This is a genomic window from Lactobacillus sp. ESL1191, assembly GCF_058504435.1.
On sequence record NZ_CP196365.1, the window covers coordinates 844244 to 863075 of the forward strand.

The window sequence follows — 18832 nt, forward strand, 5'->3', positions numbered from 1 at the left end:
GGGTCTTTTTAAATACTTTAAGCTAAAACTGTAAATAATAAGCCGGCAATCGTGCCACCAGCAAGTGGAGCAACGATGGGAACCCAGCTGTAAGCCCAATCTGAATCACCCTTATTAGCGATTGGCATAAATTGGTGAGCCAGTCTTGGCCCCAAATCACGAGCGGGGTTCATTGCAGCACCAGTCGGTCCGCCTAATGATAGCAGTACTGCCGCAATCAAAAACCCAGCGAGGAGTGGATTCAGTCCGGGGGCAAAAGGCGTCTTGCTCATCGCCAATAAACCATAAACTAAGACAAAAGTCGCCATTAACTCCGTAACAAAGTTCCACAAATAATTTCTGATTGCTGGGACAGTGGCAAAAGTGCCTAAAATCGCGCTTTGGTCATCGGTTTCCGCCCAGTGTGGGTAATAGGTCAACCAAACTAGGATACCGCCAACAAAGCCACCGGCAACTTGTGCAAACATGTATGGCAAAACTGCTGACCACGCCGTCTTATGCGCAATTGCCATGCCCAACGTTACTGCTGGGTTGAAATGACCCGGAGACAACCAGCTAACACAGTACACCCCAAAGGTCACGGCAAAGCCCCAACCTAAGGAAATGACAATCCAGCCGCTAGCTTTGGCCTTCGACTTGTTCAAGTTGACACTGGCACAGACGCCGTCGCCAAGTAATATTAGAATAATGGTGCCGAAGAACTCGCCCACCAATTGCATTGTTAAACTATTATTCATTTTCTATTCTCCTACTTCGATTATCAAGTTGTATAGTAGACTCTTAAAATAACTTCAGTAGTAAACTATTCCCAATTCGAATATACAACTATTCTAGTTCAGTGTAAACCATTTCTTGACTTTCACGAAAAATAGCTCTTACTCGCAAGAGCAAGAGCTATTTTTAATTATAGTACTATTTATTTAGTTCTTTACCACTTTTATGGTCTAAAGCTGACCACTTAATAAAGTCCTTACTTGTAAAGCCCACCAACTTAAGGCCGCGCACCGTCTTGGTCTTGTGAACTAGCAAAGTCTTGCCCTTTGGTACATAGTATCCAGTTCTTAGTTTACCTTTGCTGGTATATACGTCTGCCCTTTTCTTTACCTTGTAACTGACCGCTTTAAATACTTTAACGTTCTTAGCTTCAACATATTGGGCCTTGGTCTGTTTGCTACTAGAATTGGGGTTGAGAAATTGCACTAATGTCTTGTTCTTAACGGAATTAATCCCGCCGGTGATGTAGAGCACTGTACCCTTCTTCATCTTAGCTTTTTTAGCTACTTTCCCACTCTTATCGTAAACCGCACTCGCCTTGGTGACTTTAACATATTTGTTATTCAAAGCCAGTGCTTTGGAAATATCATTTGAATTACCGTTAGTCGTCTTACTTGGCGTTGTTGTCGAAGTAGTTGGCTGGTTAGTTGCTGGACTTGTAGTCTCTGCTGCGAAAACTGGTGCCGCTGCGCTCATTACTAGCGATAGCGAAGTGACTCCGACAAAACTTAATAACATTTTTTGCTTCATTTTAAAACCTCATTACTTCATATTATTTACTATATAATTATTTTACTACAATCCTTTGACGATTTCTCGCCTTTCAGAAAACTAATTTTGCTTTATACTATTAAGTAAAGCAAGCAAAATTCAGTCGTTAGGATGGTCTAAATGACAAGTCGAAAAAAAGCTGTAATAGAAATCCTGGTCACAATTGACCAAAATTATCTCAAACCATTAGAAGTAATGCTGTACTCGCTCAAACTCAACAACCCTGGAGAAGACTTTCGAATTTGGGTACTTCACGATAATATCCCAGCCCGTGCTTTAGCTGCACTTCAAACTTATAGTATCAAAATTGGCATGGAAATCGCCCCCATGGCTATGGACAAACATTTCGACTTTCCTGCTTCTTTGCTTAACCTGCACGACTATCCCAAGGAAATGTACTTTAGACTGCTAGCTGGTCAAGCGCTGCCAGCAGACCTGCATCAGATAATCTACCTAGATCCTGATATTTTAGTGATTAACGCGCTGCGGCCCCTTTGGGAAACCGACTTGCAGGGTAAAATGTTTGCTGCAGCAGTTCATGAGGGTTTAACTGACATCATGAGTTCAATTAACAACATTAGACTAGGTACCGACACAGCCTACTTTAATTCTGGAATCATGCTCATGGACCTAGACCAGATGCGACAAAAAATCAAAGTCGTAGATATTGCTGCAGCAATTCAACAGCACCATGATACGCTAATTTTACCTGACCAAGACATTCTTAACTACCTGTACGGCGAAGACATCTTAAAAATCCCAGAAACTCGGTGGAACTATGATGCTCGTGCTTATTCTATCTACTTCACCCGTAGCGGCGGCAATATCAACACTGAGTGGGTTATGGAAAATACCGCCATCCTGCACTTTTGTGGCAAACCCAAGCCTTGGGAGCGCGAAAAACACTCGCACTACTCACTCTTCAAACCACTCTATCTGAACTATCAACAGATGGTTAACCGGATCTTTCAGCAGCAAAAATAATAAGATATTTCGCTTTTTTCTATTGAAGGACCGGCCAACTGTGATAAAATAAGAAAAGTTGCCAGATATCATGCAACGCAATGACTTACCTAGTCTGCGTATATGCCAGATTAGCGTGATACTTGTTTATTCATTTTTTAGAAAAGAGAAGGAAAGATATGGCCTCAATTAACAAATCTGAACTCACTAAAGAAGTTTCAGCGAAGACAGAACTTAAGCAAAAAGATGCTGAAAAAGTTATCGATGCTTTAATTGAATCAATTAAAGAAGACTTAGCTAAAGGCGAAAAAGTGCAAATCATCGGCTTTGGTTCATTTGAAGTTCGCAGTCGGGCAGCCAGAAAAGGTAGAAATCCCCAAACTGGAAAAACTTTGACTATTCCTGCTACTAAGGTACCTGCTTTTAAACCAGGTAAGGCCTTAAAAGATGCTGTGAAATAGGTTTTCATACCATCGAAAAAGCCAACAGATCTAAGATCTGTTGGCTTTTTCTTCGTTTAAAAACTTTATTTTTGATGGTTCAGTCGCCGGGCACAGAAGTCGCCGACAATTTGCACAATAAAGATTATAACTACGACCAGAAATGTCGCCACCATCGTAACGTCATTATCAGACCGTTGGTAACCATAGACGATTGCTGTGTTGCCCAGTCCACCTGCACCAATAGCTCCAGCCATTGCGGTTAGCCCAATCAGACTAATCAGGGTCACCGTTGATACGCGAATTAATTCTGAACGTGACTCGCCCAAATAAACATCAAAAATAATGTCCCAGTTGCTAGCACCCAGACTCTGCGCAGCCTCTATCTTGCCATGGTCGACACTCTCCAGGGCCACCTGAACCTGGCGCGCATAAAACGGAAATACTCCCAGGGAGAGCGGAACTAGCGAGGCCGTGAGGCCAATCTCGGTATGCACAATTAACCTGGTCAGTGGTGCAATAAAAGCTAATAAGATAATAAAGGGAATAGCCCGAAAAATTGAAACAAACTTGTCAAAAATGTTATACCAGAACTTGTTGGGCATAATACCATCGCTTTTAGTTAAGACCAGCAGGACACCAAAGATAATGCCGAGGATCCCACCAAAAATAGCTGACCAAAAGGTCATATAAAATGTCTGACCGATGGCTGAACCCCAGCCGTAATCACCCTGCCAGCCCAAATTCACTACATTAGGAAAAGTTTTGCTAAACCAACTAATCATATAATTTCCCCTTTTCATTTAACCGTGTAACTGCTACTTTTTCTGCGGTCAAAAACCGTCGGGTCTCTTCCTGTTTAGTCGAATCACCCTTAACCAGGACCAAGAGCGTACCAATCGGTTCATCATTAAGCAATTCAACGTTTCCATAAAGCATGCTAGTTTCAACCCCAATTTCGCGGTAAAGGTCAATAATAATTGTCTTAGTGACATTAGCCATGCTGTAAACTAGCTGGTAAATCGCCTCATTGGCTCCCAACTTGTCCAAGTGGAGCGACTTCAACGTATTAATAACTTCACGTGAACCACCAACAAAACTTTGCGTCAGCTCATTCTGCGGATGCAACACGACCTCCCGCAATGAGCCCTGTTCCACAACTTCACCATGCTGCATTAGCACGACCTCATCACAAATCTTCTTAATTGCCGCCATTTCGTGAGTGATTAAGACAATCGTTAAGTTGAGTTCTTCCTTCAGCCGTTTCAGTAAGGCTAAAATCTGCTGAGTATTTTGCGGATCTAGTGCACTAGTTGCCTCATCCGAAATCAAAATATCGGGTTCATTGGCCAGTGCTCGAGCAATTGCAACACGTTGCTGCTGTCCACCCGAGAGCTGGCTAGGGTAAAAGTTGGCCTTATCTCTTAGGTCAACTAAGTCAAGCAGTTTTAAACATTTTTCCTCAACCTCTTGGTCCTTTAAGTTAGCATGCTTTAACGCAAAAGCAACATTTTCAATCACTGTGATCTCATTGAGCAGGTTGAAATTTTGAAAAATCATCCCGATTTTTCGGCGAGCCAGTTGCAGTTTTTTGCCACTAATAACCTGCTGGCCATCCTTAACAAAGTCAATACCGTTAACCCTAATACTGCCCGCTGTCGGTCTTTGCAAGAGATTGATGGTTCGGACCAAAGTCGACTTACCCGCCCCAGAAAAACCAACAATACCTAAGATACTGCCCTTTTCAATGGACAGACTAACGTTGTTTACTGCCTGTACCGTCTGGCCTTTTTGGTCTGGAAAATCAACCTTAACGTGTTGTAATTCAATAATCCCCATTGCCTACTTCTCCATTCACTAAAACTTTAAATCCCAAGCCGGTATTTCCATGTCACCGTAATATTTCTTATAAAGACGCTTAGTTTCGGCTGTTTGAAAAGACTTAACTACCGACAGATAGTCCTTGTTCTTTTCTTCACCTTTCCGTGCCCCAATAATGTTTACCCACTGCAGGGAGTCCTGGTTAACCGGTTCGATATAGATTGTTTCCTTAGTACCAAGGCCAGCCGGACTTGCAAAGTCATTATTGACCACTGCGGCATCAACTGAGTTGATTACCCGGCCCGCCTGATCAGCATTAATTTCTTTGATTTTAAAATTCTTGGGATTCTTAATAATATCTGCAGCGGTGACTAAAGCCTGTCCCGGATGTAATTTAATCAGTCCCGCATTCTTTAAAACAAAGAGCGCCCGGGATTCGTTACTGGCGTCGTTGGGAACGGCAATCGTTGCACCTTTAGGGAGTTCACTTAACTTGTGGTACTTCTTAGAATAAAGCCTAATGGGCGCAATCTTAGTCCGCCCAATTGCCACCACGCCGCCATGATTTGCCTTGTTCCAGGCTTTCAAAAAGGCATAGTGCTGAAATGCATTGAGGTCAATGTCACCATTTTTAACTGCCTTATTAGGTTGGTTGTAATCGGTGAAATTCTTGATTTTAAGCGTCACCCCATACTTTTGTTTAGCGACGATTGCGGCCTGCTCCCAAATTTTTTGCTTCGCTTTAGTTTCGCTGACAATCCCCACTGTCACCACGTGGTCTTTTTGGTCATTATTTTTCTTTGATCCAAAACTGAACCAGGCCGCCGCTACAATGACCAGGGCAGCAACTAGCCCGATAATAATATTTCGCTGTTTTTTTCTTCTCATCATTTTTACCTCCAAAATTGCAAATAAAAAAGCACTCATCCTATCTAATAAGGACGAGTGCTTCGCGTTACCACCTTTAAATTTGTTCATTACTCACGTAATAAACCTCACTGGCTGTCAATCAACAGTCTGCAATCATAACGGATGCAACTCCGCCGTCAGCTAACTATCACTGCCGGTCATCACTCCAAGCCCATCTTCATCATTCCTTGTTAACTGACTCTCACCACCACGTCAGCTCTCTTTACTAACAATAAAACGACTACTCTGCTTTTCAAGATGTATTAATTATTTAATTGTTTATTAATTTAGCACCTCAAATAAATTCTGTCAACTAAAATTATCAACTTATTTATCTGCTAGGTCATTTTTGCGCAGATAAGTTTTAAAAACATAGGGGTACTTGTTCTGCTCATCAGGCTGGTGCGCTATTTTTTTGATTAACTTAAACTGGCTGTAATCCAGCGGCGGCATCACTGTATCTCCAGCAAAACTGGCCTTAATCTCGGTTTTTTCAAGACAATCAACGCGCTCCTGCAGTGCTTCAAACAACATCGCCCCGCCAATGACAAAAATTTGGTCGGCTGAATGGTCCGCCAGCCAAGTGTCTAACTTAGCTAACGTCGGTAATATCAGGACTTGCTGATGAGCCGCATACTTGCTCTTCAAGTCCTTGCTACTACTCAGCACAATGTGCTGGCGCCGCGGCAAGATGGTGGGCAGGCTGATAAAGGTCTTGCGCCCCATGACAATTGGATGTCCTAGCGTTAGTTCCTTGAAATGCTTCAAGTCGTTGGGCAAATGCCATGGCAGGTGCCCAGCCAACCCAATCTCGTGTTTTTGATCTTCTGCCCATATATAGGTAATCATTACTTCAGCCCTCCTACTGCAATTATACCGGTTAAGGCTCAGCTTTTGCTGGTAATTAGATTCAGCTTTTCAGATTTCTCTATAGAGGTTAACGCGCCTAGAGCTGAATGTGCTATAGTAGTTAGGTAAAACCACCGGCAGTAAGGAGAAAACATGAATAAGAAATCTGATCAAATTACCGCAAAAAATTACAATAAAATGAAGGAGACCGAGGCTGATTTAGTCCGTGACTTGCAAGCCGTAGTCAAAGATGCAAGTAAGGAAGTTAGCCTTAGTGACGAAATTTTTCAAAAGCACCAAGACTGGCTCAAGTTAATCATGCCCAACTACTCTCCTGAGATTCACTTGGGTATCATTAAGGGCTATGAAAACATTGAACGTTATCAGTCATATTACGACAACAAGGCCGGTAAAGGTGCCACCAACATACTAATTAAGATTGTCAAAGCACATTTGGCAAAATAAAAGGTGAAGTTCCGCTCTGTAAAAGCAAAACTTCGCCTTTTTTGTTAATGAAACCAGTGGGTGTGCTTGTCGGTGAAAGCCAACAAGTCATTACTAAGGTAAAGGAGATAGGTAATGAACAGTGTCAAATTGGCATCGCCTTGAAAGGCCGTCACTCCCCAAAGGACTACCGACATGATACCCTGAATCGTCCAAAAATAGTACTGCTCGCGAAAGCGCAGCGTGCATAGTATCGATCCAGTGACGCCGATTGCGCCAGCAGTCGCATCAATCCAAGGCCGCGGACTAATAAAAACCTGGGTATCCATGAAGTAAAGTAGCCCCAGTACTACCATAAAGAACAAGAGCGTTAAAAACCATTGGGAAATATTCAAACCGCGAATATGTTTTTCCGCATTTTTAGACCAAGCTGGCAACAATAAGACTGGTAAATCTAACAACAAGATATAGGAAGCCTGTAAAACCACATTGGCATAATTTTTGGCATAAATCGAAACAATAATGTAAATAATTGCAGATAGCAAGCCCAAGATCCCGTTAATTGGCTTGGCATTAGTGATGGCCAGCGTGCAGGTAAAGCCCATAACTGCAGCAATCATCGTTATTAAAGCAAGCGCGTTCAGGGGCGCACCCACCGTGGTCCCAATAATAACCCCAATCCCTAGCATTAACAACATGTAGGTTTTGAAACTCCATCCTCTCATCTGGTCAAGATACCAACTAAGTCTGAAAATATTAGTATTTGGCTGTAATTTCATCTATTCTGTCCCATCCATTCAATAATTTAGCATTTAAAAAATACGCTTTTCATCATAGCATTTTTCTGGCTAAAATTTCTAAAATTTTTTTGCAAACTACTAGCTCAACTATCAATTATTTTTTGGAATTGAGCAACCAGCGCAGCAAGAAAGGCGCTAGCAAGGTTGTCATGATGATTGACCCAACTACCACAGAATAAGCTTCTGGTGCCAGCAGATGTTGCTGCAACCCAAGCTGAGCAACTACTAGCGCCATCTCCCCTCTTGAAACCATTCCCGCACCAATCGTTAGTGCTTGCTGATTAGCAAATCTAGCAAGTTTGGCCCCCAATCCTGCTCCGAGCAATTTCGACATGACCTCGCCCAGGAACAGCGTCAAAAATAAGGTGCCATTCTGGAAAATTCCCGCCAGCGACATCTTTAGACCGATGCTGGCAAAAAAGATGGGGATAAAACTGCTGTAGCCAAGCACCGTGAAGTTTTTTTGCAATTCAACTTTTGCGGAGGTTCGACCCAGTGCTAACCCGGTTAAAAAGGCGCCTAGGACACTACTGAGACCGACTGCCTCTGCTGACCAGGCCGCGGCTAAAACTAGCAAAAGACTGACCTGAGTCGTAGGAACCGGTAGCGGCAAGCGTCGACTTAAGGTAATTAGTCGCGGCATGACCCAGATGCCAGTAAGGGCCAAGAGGCCAAGATAACCCACTTGTAGTAGGAGCGGCTTAACTAGTTGCAAGGCAGCCGTTGTTCCACCGCTTGCAGCACCCATCAAATTGCTGGTAACACTTAATAAAATAATCGCTAGCAGATCATCAACCACAGCTGCACCTAAAATAGTCATCCCTACCTGACTGTTCAGCTGGCCCATTTCTTGCAAAACCGTAACTGAAATGGAAACCGAGGTCGCGGCAAAAATTAAACCGAGAAATAAACTTTCACTTTTAGCAAAATGAAACATAATACCGGTCAAATAGGCGGTGATAATTGGCACCACCATCCCCATAGCGGCTACTAAGACGCTCGGTCGCCATAATTTTTTCAAAATTGCTAGGTCACTTTCTAGGCCTGCCAAAAACATTAGTAAAACAACGCCCAGATCAGCAAAACTAGCAAGCAAATTACTGGGACTTACCCAGTTTAAAATTGCGGGACCAATGACTATTCCTGCCAGCAACTCGCCAATTACTGCCGGCAGGTGGCAACGCGTGCTTAGTTGCCCGCCAATTAACGTAAATAGTAAAACTACCACCAGTGTGCTTAAAATTTGCATCGTTTCCTCATTTCAACATAAAAAAAGCCTTCAACAATTGCCTAGGCAACCCAAACCTAGGAACAATTCTTGAAAGCCAATAGCTCCAACCTTATCTTTTTATTTACTGACATCTTAATTATAGCCTAGTGAGGAATAAAATAGCCAGTAATTTATACATAACCTATATTTGCCGAAATTAAAATAATTCGATTGTTTACCTCATATAATTGATGTACAATAGATGTGTTTATTGAGAATATAAGGAGGTTATTTTATGAAAAACAAAAAAATCTTATCATTACTTGCCGCAAGTACTATGGCATTATCAGCAGTTGGCGGAATTTCCAGTAGTTTAACAACTGCTAACGTTCAAGCTAAAGAATTGACTTTGTCTGAAGGCAATTACAAAGTTAGCGCTAAAGGAAAGGTTATTCCAGGTCGTTATCGGATTGAGCCATTGGAAGGCCACGGCGTAGTTTCATCATCATATCGAACAAAGCCGGTTGGGACTTTCTCTGAACTAATTGGTGATGCAGAAGCTCAAAAAATGTCAGATAGTTATATTTCATCATATACTACTGATTTAGGCAAAGGGAATAAACTCCGAATTACTGGTAGTGGGACTTTTAAATTAATTAAACTGTCGAAAAGAAGACATTATCATACTACCCTGACCGCTGGTCAGTGGAAAGTTGGTCGTGACATTAAGCCGGGCAAATATACCTTTACTGCAATTGCAGGACACGGCAGCGTATCTACCAATTCATATGGCAGTAAATATTACTTTTTCAAGGCACTAGGAATAGGAAGAAAAATAAGCAGCGATCAAGTCACAAAGTTCACCAAAACATTAAGTAAAGGCGAATACGTAACTTCTGACGTAGATAAGATCAAGTTAACTAGAAAATAGAATAAAAAACCACTGGAGATTTATTTCTTGAAGTTAACCCTCTAGATTGGACCAAAATCCATCTGGAGGGTTTTACTATGGTTAAATTTACCGTTGAACAAAAATTACAAGCACTTAACTTGCTCAAAGATGGCTATAGCAGTTGCTCTGTGGCCCAAATAATTGGTGCTGGCTCACATCAAACAATTGATACTTGGGCAGGGCAATACCAGCACTTTGGCGTGCAGGGTTTAGAAATTCAGCGCACTTCGCAAAATTATCGTGGTCAATTCAAGCTCCAAGTCTTAAACTGGAGAAAAGAACATGACGAGACCTATCAAAATACCGCCATTCACTTCAAGATTTCCTCCCCTAGCTTAATTTATACTTGGGAAAAACGTTTTGACGAGGGCGGACTTGATGCACTCTTTACCAAACGAGGCCGACCACCGATGAATAAATCACCTAAAAAACCAGGTAAGTATACCAGCAGCGAGTTATCTGAATTAGAGCGGCTGCGCTTAGAAAATCGCCAGCTCCACATTGAGAACGACTACTTAAAAAAAGTCGAGGCCTTAGCTCGGCGCAAAGACGCTCAACGCAAGAAGAACGGACCATCATCCAAGAGCTAAGGCACGAGCATAACTGTCAACTGCAAGAACTATTGCACTATAGCTTTTTAGCCAAGAGCACCTATGAGTATCACCCGAGCAGCAGGCGAAAAAGGTACAGCGATCTGGCTTTACTGTCGCTAATTAAAGTGGTTAAAAGGCATAATCCCAGCTTTGGCTACCTGCCCATGACCGATACGCTAAAAATCAAGTATGGTCTCAAGGTAAACCATAAACGGGTTTACCGGTTGATGAAAGAACAAGGTCTGCTGGCGTGCAAATACAACCTGCGTGCAGGCAAGTATGATTCATCCAAGGGTCCTCAAGGCAAGAAGGCCAAGAATCGCTTCCACCAAAAGTTTAAGACGAATCGGCCCTATCAAAAGATAGTCACCGATATTAGTGAATTTCGCTATGGCAATAAGAGCATGAGTGAACGGATATATTTCTCACCTTTTAAAGACCTTTACAGTGGTGAAATCATCAGCTACACCATTAGTCAGCGGCCACAGACCAAGTATGTGCTGGATGGACTCAAACAGGTTTTGGTCAGCCGGCCTAAACTGCCTTACCGCATGACGATTCACAGCGACCAAGGCATTCAATACCAGTCCAAAGCATATTGCCAGACCCTAAAGCAGCATCACATTTTTTAAAGCATGTCGCGGCGAGCCACCTGCCACGACAATGCGGCCTGCGAGAGTCTCTTTCACATCATGAAGGTTGAGCTAGACTACTACACCTATACCTATCCTACTAAGAAGGTGCTGCAGGAGGCCATGGAAAAGTGGATCAAATACTACAATCAAACTAGAATCAGGCACACGCTAAAAGGCCGCACCCCGATTGAATATCGGAACACGGCCTTAGCAAATATGAAATAATGTTAACGTCCAATTCTAGGAGTTAACTTCATCTCTAGTGGTTTTTTTATTTTAAATATTTAAATAAGTCTACTCCATTGTCTGAAGCCATTTTTAGAGTTTCTTCCATATCGTAACCATAATCTGTGATCGTGATATCATACATAAAATCGTGAATTTCATCAGGCTCTGCTGTTTTACTAAACGTGAAAAACGCTCCAACAAGACCTAGCCATTGCAAAACAATTAAAAAATCTTCATCTGAGTATACCCAAAAATATATGCTATTATCAATTGATTTTTCCAAATGGTATTCTATTTTTCTTTCGTCACTGAGATACTTAAAATAAACGATTAAATTCTCTTGTTTTTTGAAATTCATGATAAATTCCTTTCTATAATCATTAGCTCAATTGTTAAGTGCTCTTTTAGCTTATTTATTCTTGTTTTAACTTTTGGACTTCCGCTTTTGCATTTTTCATGCTCGGCGTGATAATCTTTGCGAAACTCATCTCTTCTTTTCTTGGACATGTCAATAATAATGACATAGTTCTTGCAATTTGATCTATAAAAATCCTGGTCCAGTCCTACCAATCGGCCTATTAGTGTTCTGAAACTTGTTTGCAGTTTCTGCCTGTCCACTTATAACGTATACTTTGAATTTTCTTGCTTTTTTGGATCAACTAAAAATCCTTTTGTTGCACACCTCTATCTCTCTTCATAAAATGACTAAATAATTCGGCAGTACTTTTTAAAAAATAATTTACTTTTCTTCACTAAAATACTAGTATAGAAAGATATTAAAACAAGCTCATGGCTTTATAGCAAATCATCATTTTTATTTACTTTAATTCACGTGTTTATTTGTTAGTTTTTAAGTAATCAATAGTAAGGTTGACGTTGATTTTGTTATCAGAAGCTTGATTTTAATACATTGAAAAAAGGTAAAAAGTGAAATTTTAGTCACTTCATCTTCACATGGCTTGTTAACCCCAAAAACTGATACATTATTAAAAAGCCTTAAGAAGAATAATCTTGGAGGTTCTTGCTTAAATGTAACGGTAAACGTTTAACATCTTAAAATTTTTAAAGGAGACATAAATTAAAATGATAGTAGTAATGGTAATATTAGTTCTACTTCTTTTACGGATAATTTTTCACACAATTTCTCATGATCTAAATTTGAAAAAACCCAATCCTAAGACCCCTCATAATAATCCAACAATACAAACCCCAACTATTACGCCTTCCTCCAGTATACGAAATAAATTTTATGCTCGTTTAAAATACAAGCACAGCAAAGAATATATTGTATATCAAAGAAAACTATTATGGAATAAACCATGGACCTGGATCAAAATTGTAATTATTGCAATGGCTTTACTATTTTTATTTAATAAGGAATTAAACATTTCTTCAAACGCTAGCCAAACTTTTACTACTTTTTTTAACCAATATATTTTACATCAAAATCACCATTCAAGTTATTCTGATCATTCAAACCGGTATACCCATTCAAATGATTACGATGATCCTTTTAGAGATGATTCGAATCGTTTCAAAGATGAAATACTAAATAACAAAAATACATCTAAAGCAAAATATAAACTACGAAAAAATCCAGCAAAAAAGATTTCATTAAAATCAGGAACATATAAAGTTGGGAAAGATATTGAAGCTGGTAGATACGTTATTCAAGCTACTAAGGGCATTGGTAGCTTAAGTTTTCCGAGAGATGAAACTATATTTCTTGACTCAGATCCTGATTCTATTTTTGACAGCAATACATTTTCAATGCCGTTAAGAAATGGTCAAAAAATTAAACTTAATAATAATAGCTTTAACAAAAATTTTACAGTTAAATTTGAGCCTCAATCAGATATCACTAACTATCGAAAAAAACTACTTTCTGGTATGTGGTTAGTTGGTTATGATGTTAATCCTGGTAAATATAAAATTAAGGCCATTGCAGGTTCGGGCAATATTACATCATATAAAAATGGTAATCTCCATATTAATACAATTTTAACAGCTAAACATAAACACAAAGATGACATATCTAAAATTACTACCAAACTATCTAAGGGAGAAATTATATATTCAGAGGTAAAAGAAATAAAATTAATTAGTAAGTAACCTAAAATTGGCAACTTATCATTGTTAACAGCTCTATTCTGTCCACCACGCCAGTGACGTTAAACCCTATGGCAACTGAAACTTCTAGGAGGACAAAATAGTGGAGAAAATGGAAAATAATAATATTTGCTATTATTCTAATTAATTATCGTTCAGGAATAAAAGAGATTGATTCAAAAATTGAAAAGCCCGAATTTCATGGCTCACCTGAAGAATTCGAGAAGAGCGAAGAATATAAAGAGTATTCGCGTAAATTGTGGAATAATAAATGGTGGGTAAAAGCTATATTTGTAATTGGGGTAATAATAGAAATATACCTAATTATTGATGCTTTTAACATAATACCTTTACCATCTTGGGCTCGCTTCTACGAGCAAGTAACAAAAAAGCCTCCGGAGGAAATATGGGAATCCTGGAGGCTCTATCTAAGTATAATAGCAGTCGATATTACATTGCCTATTTTAACAAATTTTAAAGAAAAATAAATATGGCATATTTCAAGAAGCGCGGCTCAGGCTGGCAGACGCAAGTATCGTGGTATGATACAGATAATACTAAGAAGTATAAAACCAAAATCGGCTTTGCCTCTAAGACTTAAGCTAAAAAGTGGGCTAGTGAATTTGAAGTCGCTAAAGATAAAAATCAAATAACAAATTATGACCCCATTTTTATTGAATACTTTTTAGATTGGGCCAAAACTTACCGCATCCCTGGCAAGACTACTACTTCTGTAGATAGATATAATCAAATTTACAAACACTTATAAAGAATATTTTTTTAAAAAACTAAATAAATTAGTCGATCTCAATATCAACAATTTATTAACAAATACGGTAGCACCCACGCTAAAATAACGGTACAAAAAAATCACAGTACAATTAGTGCTTGTGTAAGTGATACAATCGTGGATAACATTATTACTACCGGTTTCACTAAACGAATTAATTTAATTTGGGATACAGACAAACTAGAACAGTTGATTATTTAACTAGTAATGAGATATTAAAAATGACCTATCTTTTGATTTAGATAAGTCATTTTTATTACTTTGGCGAGCATTTAGCAAACATCTATATTTAAAATGCTGTTATATCAATGCCTTCAAGCACTATATTAAGGAGAGTACAGGATTTGAACCTGCGCGCCGGTATAAGCCGGTTCGCCGGATTTCGAGTCCGGTGCATTACCACTCTGCCAACTCTCCGCAACGTATGTCATTATACCCTACTAGTCTAAATTTTCCAACCTAATTACGCATAAAAATAAAGTGGCGCGGCAGCACTTGGGCTTGGATTGTCTGGAAATTACTTCCCTAGCCTACCATTAACCTGATTACTGCTACCACAACAACTAAACATTGAGGCCGATACCACAATGTTAGTTGCCGAGTTGACATTACCATGAAAGGTCGTAGCAAAACGATCAAAACAGAAACAATAGGTGTTGCGACTTGAATAATTAAAATTTTATAGAAGATGGGCAGCATCGCCCGACCAACTGGTGCACCGAGATAAATCAACGTCGCAATGATGGGCGCTAGTTCATAGTGGCCGTAATTACAATTGCTGAGACGCTTTGAATTAATGGCCCAAAAAAACCTATATCCTACTTAATCCTTTTAACAAGTTTTTATGTTAAACAGTCATTTAGTTTTATGCTTAAATCATGCCAGCTATCTTAAAAAAAGCCACCTCTTGACAATCACAGCTTCACATTTCTTAAGTTTTACTCAAGAGTGACGGTTAACGGATCTTAGTTTTAACTACTTTTGATAGAATAACAGGCAAATAGATTGCTTTAGGTGGGATTTGATCTTGTACACAAATATTGGGCTTACAGCAATATCAGCTCTTATCTTGTTGCTACTCATTTATAATATTAGAAATTCATGCCGCTTTAACCTGTTTGACCACTGGCTACACCATAAGTTGATTCGACAGCATGACGGCTGTGGCTGGCGGGTAATTGCCTTTTTAAATGACCCCAAGCTGCTAGTAGTCTGGGATATTTTTCTAGCTAGCTTTTTGATTAATGAAAATAAAAATTTGCTGGCACTCTGGGTTTTAACTACACTTGGCTTTGCCGACTTAACGGGAATTATGCTCAAGCGGTGGATGCACAGAAAGCGGCCCCGCATGCATTCCAATCTTGAAGCTGGCTACAGCTTTCCCAGTGGTCATGTCCTGGGGATAACGGTAATGGTTTTAATCATTGGGCAGCTTTTTACCAGTATGGGGACAGGGCTGATCGTGATTCTGGCCGCCACCTGGCTGCTTGTAGTTACCTCCCGCATCAGCCTAAAGGCTCATTACCCATCTGATATCCTTGGTGCTACATCACTGGCAATCTTTTGCTTTAGCCTTTGTCAGCAACTTTTTTCCGCTTTTATTTAAAACTACGGCAGCTTCATCGCGTTGAAGCTGCTATTATTTTTCAGCAAAACCAACCATCAGACTCCCATCTTCTGCATAGAAGCTGCACAGGCCGCGTTCAGGGCGAATATCCACTTCCGCTTGCGGATAGATGGCAATAATCTCATTTCTTAAGGTCTCCGCGTCTTTTTGGTTGCGGCAATTATCAATGACTACCCGGCCACCTTGGTAGTTCATCTTTTCCATCAAGCGGATAATTTCTTTGAGGGCCCGCTTAATCCCACGAGCTTTGGTAATAGGCTCCAGTTTTCCTGCACGATTGGCAGTCCCTACTACATTAATCTTCAAAGCTCTAGCGACTTTCGCTACCGCCAGATTAATGCGACCACTTAAAGCAAGATTATGCAGCGATTGTAACATCACTAGCAGGTGGGTGTGACTTTTATATTTTGAAATTTGCTCTTCTAAGTCAACGAAACGGATCTGGCTAGCGAGCAAGCGCCTAATTTCACCTAAAATAACGGCCATTTCTGGTCCAGCAGACCGTGAATCAACCACGACAATATGACTGCCAGGATGTTCTTTTTCATAAATTTGCTTAGCTTGAAAGGCAGATGAGTAACTACCACTCAAGCCGCTAGTAATGGTCAGCATAACCGCCCGCCTACTGCCTTCAAGGGCCCTAAGCCAGTCATCGATACTGGGACAAGAGGTCTTACCCGCTTCCTTATTTTGCGCCATAGCAGCAATGAAGTCGTCCATATTCAGTTTTTCATCATCAATAAAGTCCTTACCAGCAATCGTAATAATCAGTGGCACAACCGTTAACAGGTTATTTTGTCGGGCATTAGCGCCAGAATCAACAATTAATTTTACATCTTCCATGTACTATAACTTCCTCACCAAAATTTATTATAATCGAATAACAAGTACGTATAGCTAAATAATAAATCAACTTCTGAGAAAAAGCGACTAAATTTTTTTAAAGATTTTTAACTTTAGAAATCGTTTACAAATGTTTACATAATCACAAACTTAGGCTAAAATTTGTCATGGAGTGTTGGAGCACAGGCTCCACTAATGTATGTACTAACTTTTAGTACAGCATTTATTTTTAGGAGGTTTTTAGATGTTAAAATCAGTCATTGAAAATGTTCATGCACTGGAAATCTATGATTCACGTGGCAACCCAACTGTAGAGGCTTTTGTTACTCTTTCAAATGGTGTTGTTGGTAAGGCTGAAGTTCCATCAGGTGCTTCAACTGGTGAAAATGAAGCAGTTGAATTGCGTGATGGCGGCAAACGGGTTGGCGGCAAAGGTGTGGCCAAGGCAGTTGCCAACGTTAACAACGAAATTGCTAAGGCTTTAAAGGGTTTGGACCCACACGATCAAGCAAATATTGACCGTGTAATGATTGAATTAGATGGTACTCCAAACAAGGCCAAGCTTGGTGCTAATGCTATCTTAGGTGTGTCAATGGCAACTGCTGCTGCTGCTGCTAAAGACAGCCACCAGCCTTTATACCGTTACCTGGGCGGAACTGACCTGGAAATGCCACAAACTTTTCACAATGTGATTAACGGTGGTGAGCATGCTGACAACGGTATCGATGTTCAAGAATTCATGATTACCCCAGTTAAGAAGACTTCATTCCGTGATGGTTTTGAGAAGATCGTTAACACCTACCACACTTTGAAAAAGGTGCTAGAAGACAAGGGTTACGAAACTGGCCTAGGTGATGAAGGTGGATTTGCACCTAACATGAAGAACTCAGAAGAAGCTCTTCAAGCTCTTCACGATGCCATTATTAAGGCTGGTTATAAGCCGGGTGAAGACATTGCGATTGCCTGTGACTGCGCTGCTTCCGAGTTCTTCAACAAAGAAGACGGCAAGTACCATTTTGAAGGCAAGGTTTTTGACGGTGACCAATTAGGCGCATACTATGACAAGCTGCTTAATGAATTTCCTGAATTAATTTCAATTGAAGACCCATACGACGAAAATGACGTTGACGGCATGATTAACTTCACCCAAACTCATCAAGATAGATTGCAAGTCGTTTTGGATGACTTCATTTGTACTAACCCTCAGCTTTTGACTAAGGCTATCAAGGAAGGTGCCGGTAACGCTTCATTAATCAAGCTGAACCAAATCGGTACTGTGACTGAAACTTTAGAAACTATCCGTCTTTCACGTAAGAATGGCTACAACACCATGATTTCTCACCGTTCAGGTGAAACCGGCGACACCTTTATTGCTGACTTTGCGGTTGCAATCAACGGTGGTCAACTTAAGACTGGTGCCCCTGCCCGTTCAGAACGTGTTGAAAAGTACAACCGTTTACTTGAAATCGAAGAAGAACTCGGTGATGGTGAGCGTTTGGCTACTTTCCCAGATAGCGTTGACAAGGATTAGTTTTAGCTAATCTTAAAAAGCTTGCAGATTTGCAAGCTTTTTTTGTACCCTAAATTATCATTAGTCGGCCTTAGCAACCGCCTTTAAGAATTTCTGCTTTGAAATGTAGTCAATCTGGCGTACATACTAGCCCTTGTGCTCAATTGCAATGTATTGTCTACTTGGATCGTAGCCTCCAACACGCTTGAGGCGGTATGGCAGTTCCTTGCCGGTTGCGGGATCAATTATCCGGACATTGCGGTAATCTCGATTGCTTTTTGGAACTTTGGCATAACTAACTGTTTCCGGGAGATCTTGCTTAATGCGATCCGTCACCGAATAATTGTCGAAAGCCACCCGCCCGACTGCAATTTGCAAGAGAATGTAAGCAGTAATTAAGATATCCTTTAACATAACTTTTCTCCTCCACACTATCAGCTCCTAATTCGTAGCTTTAAGCTTATATTTTTGATTTTCTAAAATCATTTTATTCTAATCTTACTGTTATTAACAAGGCTCTTTAAATAAACTTAAAATTGCCTTTTTGCCTGTCATTACTTAAAA

General features: G+C 40.3%; 21 protein-coding genes, 1 tRNA gene and 1 other annotated feature. Of the genes, 10 read left to right on the plus strand and 12 right to left on the minus strand.

From position 1 onward, the window contains the following. Positions 1-17 precede the first annotated feature (17 nt). Complete coding sequence (locus ACSYSN_RS04470) at positions 18-737, minus strand: MIP/aquaporin family protein (RefSeq protein WP_491711743.1); 720 nt, start codon at positions 735-737, stop codon at positions 18-20. Between the two features lie 175 nt (positions 738-912). Continuing rightward, complete coding sequence (locus ACSYSN_RS04475; RefSeq protein WP_317636845.1) at positions 913-1524, minus strand: SLAP domain-containing protein; 612 nt, start codon at positions 1522-1524, stop codon at positions 913-915. A 141-nt stretch (positions 1525-1665) separates the two neighbouring features. On the opposite strand from ACSYSN_RS04475, the gene ACSYSN_RS04480 reads away from it, so the two are divergent. Together ACSYSN_RS04480 and ACSYSN_RS04485 are read left to right on the plus strand one after the other, a co-directional pair. Further along, a complete protein-coding gene (locus tag ACSYSN_RS04480; protein ID WP_491711744.1) occupies positions 1666-2529 on the plus strand; it encodes a glycosyltransferase family 8 protein in 864 nt (287 codons plus the stop codon). Positions 2530-2687: 158 nt separating this feature from the next. Next, on the plus strand, positions 2688-2969 hold the full coding sequence (locus ACSYSN_RS04485) for an HU family DNA-binding protein (protein WP_317636847.1): 282 nt from the start codon (positions 2688-2690) through the stop codon (positions 2967-2969). A gap of 65 nt (positions 2970-3034) precedes the next feature. Here the strand turns inward: ACSYSN_RS04485 and ACSYSN_RS04490 are convergent, their stop codons facing one another. From ACSYSN_RS04490 to ACSYSN_RS04505, 4 genes are all read right to left on the minus strand, one after another. Continuing rightward, positions 3035-3733 (minus strand): methionine ABC transporter permease, encoded by a 699-nt coding sequence (locus ACSYSN_RS04490; protein WP_491711745.1) that lies wholly within the window; start codon positions 3731-3733, stop codon positions 3035-3037. Next, positions 3726-4787, minus strand: coding sequence for a methionine ABC transporter ATP-binding protein (locus ACSYSN_RS04495; protein WP_491711746.1), 1062 nt, complete (start codon positions 4785-4787; stop codon positions 3726-3728). The genes ACSYSN_RS04490 and ACSYSN_RS04495 overlap by 8 nt, the downstream gene beginning before the upstream one ends. A gap of 18 nt (positions 4788-4805) precedes the next feature. Next, positions 4806-5657, minus strand: coding sequence for a MetQ/NlpA family ABC transporter substrate-binding protein (locus ACSYSN_RS04500; RefSeq protein WP_491712901.1), 852 nt, complete (start codon positions 5655-5657; stop codon positions 4806-4808). 46 nt (positions 5658-5703) lie between these two features. After that, positions 5704-5944 (minus strand) — a binding site (T-box leader). Between the two features lie 61 nt (positions 5945-6005). Next, entirely contained in the window at positions 6006-6527 is a 522-nt protein-coding gene (locus tag ACSYSN_RS04505) for a dihydrofolate reductase (protein ID WP_491711747.1), read from the minus strand. A 153-nt stretch (positions 6528-6680) separates the two neighbouring features. Here ACSYSN_RS04505 and ACSYSN_RS04510 point away from each other — a divergent pair, with 153 nt between their 5' ends. Then, the gene (locus ACSYSN_RS04510; protein WP_491711748.1) at positions 6681-6992 is read left to right on the plus strand and encodes a TipAS antibiotic-recognition domain-containing protein; all 312 of its coding nucleotides are present in this window, start codon (positions 6681-6683) and stop codon (positions 6990-6992) included. A 44-nt stretch (positions 6993-7036) separates the two neighbouring features. Here ACSYSN_RS04510 and pnuC read toward each other — a convergent pair whose 3' ends face one another. Both pnuC and ACSYSN_RS04520 read right to left on the minus strand, forming a co-directional pair. After that, on the minus strand, positions 7037-7750 hold the full coding sequence (gene pnuC / locus ACSYSN_RS04515) for a nicotinamide riboside transporter PnuC (RefSeq protein WP_491711749.1): 714 nt from the start codon (positions 7748-7750) through the stop codon (positions 7037-7039). A 115-nt stretch (positions 7751-7865) separates the two neighbouring features. After that, positions 7866-9020 carry a cation:proton antiporter gene (locus ACSYSN_RS04520; protein WP_491711750.1) on the minus strand — a complete coding sequence of 385 codons (1155 nt, stop codon included), beginning with the start codon at positions 9018-9020 and terminating at the stop codon, positions 7866-7868. A 256-nt stretch (positions 9021-9276) separates the two neighbouring features. Here ACSYSN_RS04520 and ACSYSN_RS04525 point away from each other — a divergent pair, with 256 nt between their 5' ends. From ACSYSN_RS04525 to ACSYSN_RS04540, 4 genes are all read left to right on the plus strand, one after another. Beyond that, the gene (locus ACSYSN_RS04525) at positions 9277-9912 is read left to right on the plus strand and encodes a hypothetical protein (RefSeq protein WP_491711751.1); all 636 of its coding nucleotides are present in this window, start codon (positions 9277-9279) and stop codon (positions 9910-9912) included. Positions 9913-9989: 77 nt separating this feature from the next. Then, a complete protein-coding gene (locus ACSYSN_RS04530; protein WP_491711752.1) occupies positions 9990-10523 on the plus strand; it encodes a helix-turn-helix domain-containing protein in 534 nt (177 codons plus the stop codon). A 32-nt stretch (positions 10524-10555) separates the two neighbouring features. Continuing rightward, positions 10556-11158, plus strand: a complete 603-nt coding sequence (locus tag ACSYSN_RS04535; protein ID WP_491711753.1) for a DDE-type integrase/transposase/recombinase — start codon at positions 10556-10558, stop codon at positions 11156-11158. A 3-nt stretch (positions 11159-11161) separates the two neighbouring features. Further along, a complete protein-coding gene (locus ACSYSN_RS04540) occupies positions 11162-11386 on the plus strand; it encodes an IS3 family transposase (RefSeq protein ID WP_491711754.1) in 225 nt (74 codons plus the stop codon). A 46-nt stretch (positions 11387-11432) separates the two neighbouring features. Here the strand turns inward: ACSYSN_RS04540 and ACSYSN_RS04545 are convergent, their stop codons facing one another. After that, positions 11433-11747, minus strand: coding sequence for a hypothetical protein (locus ACSYSN_RS04545; protein ID WP_491711755.1), 315 nt, complete (start codon positions 11745-11747; stop codon positions 11433-11435). A 725-nt stretch (positions 11748-12472) separates the two neighbouring features. Here ACSYSN_RS04545 and ACSYSN_RS04550 point away from each other — a divergent pair. Next, a complete protein-coding gene (locus tag ACSYSN_RS04550; RefSeq protein ID WP_491711756.1) occupies positions 12473-13501 on the plus strand; it encodes a hypothetical protein in 1029 nt (342 codons plus the stop codon). A gap of 1116 nt (positions 13502-14617) precedes the next feature. On the opposite strand, the gene ACSYSN_RS04555 is transcribed toward ACSYSN_RS04550, so the two are convergent. Then, positions 14618-14705 (minus strand) — tRNA-Ser (locus ACSYSN_RS04555). Positions 14706-15315: 610 nt separating this feature from the next. Here ACSYSN_RS04555 and ACSYSN_RS04560 point away from each other — a divergent pair. Then, positions 15316-15894 (plus strand): phosphatase PAP2 family protein, encoded by a 579-nt coding sequence (locus tag ACSYSN_RS04560; protein WP_491711757.1) that lies wholly within the window; start codon positions 15316-15318, stop codon positions 15892-15894. 33 nt (positions 15895-15927) lie between these two features. Here ACSYSN_RS04560 and ACSYSN_RS04565 read toward each other — a convergent pair whose 3' ends face one another. Beyond that, positions 15928-16758: a DegV family protein gene (locus tag ACSYSN_RS04565; protein WP_491711758.1), complete on the minus strand. Its 831-nt coding sequence runs from the start codon at positions 16756-16758 to the stop codon at positions 15928-15930. A gap of 244 nt (positions 16759-17002) precedes the next feature. Between ACSYSN_RS04565 and eno the strand changes: the two genes are divergently transcribed. Next, a complete protein-coding gene (gene eno, locus ACSYSN_RS04570; RefSeq protein WP_491711759.1) occupies positions 17003-18289 on the plus strand; it encodes a phosphopyruvate hydratase in 1287 nt (428 codons plus the stop codon). Positions 18290-18415: 126 nt separating this feature from the next. On the opposite strand, the gene ACSYSN_RS04575 is transcribed toward eno, so the two are convergent. Beyond that, a complete protein-coding gene (locus tag ACSYSN_RS04575; RefSeq protein WP_491711760.1) occupies positions 18416-18682 on the minus strand; it encodes a YxeA family protein in 267 nt (88 codons plus the stop codon). Positions 18683-18832 lie beyond the last annotated feature (150 nt).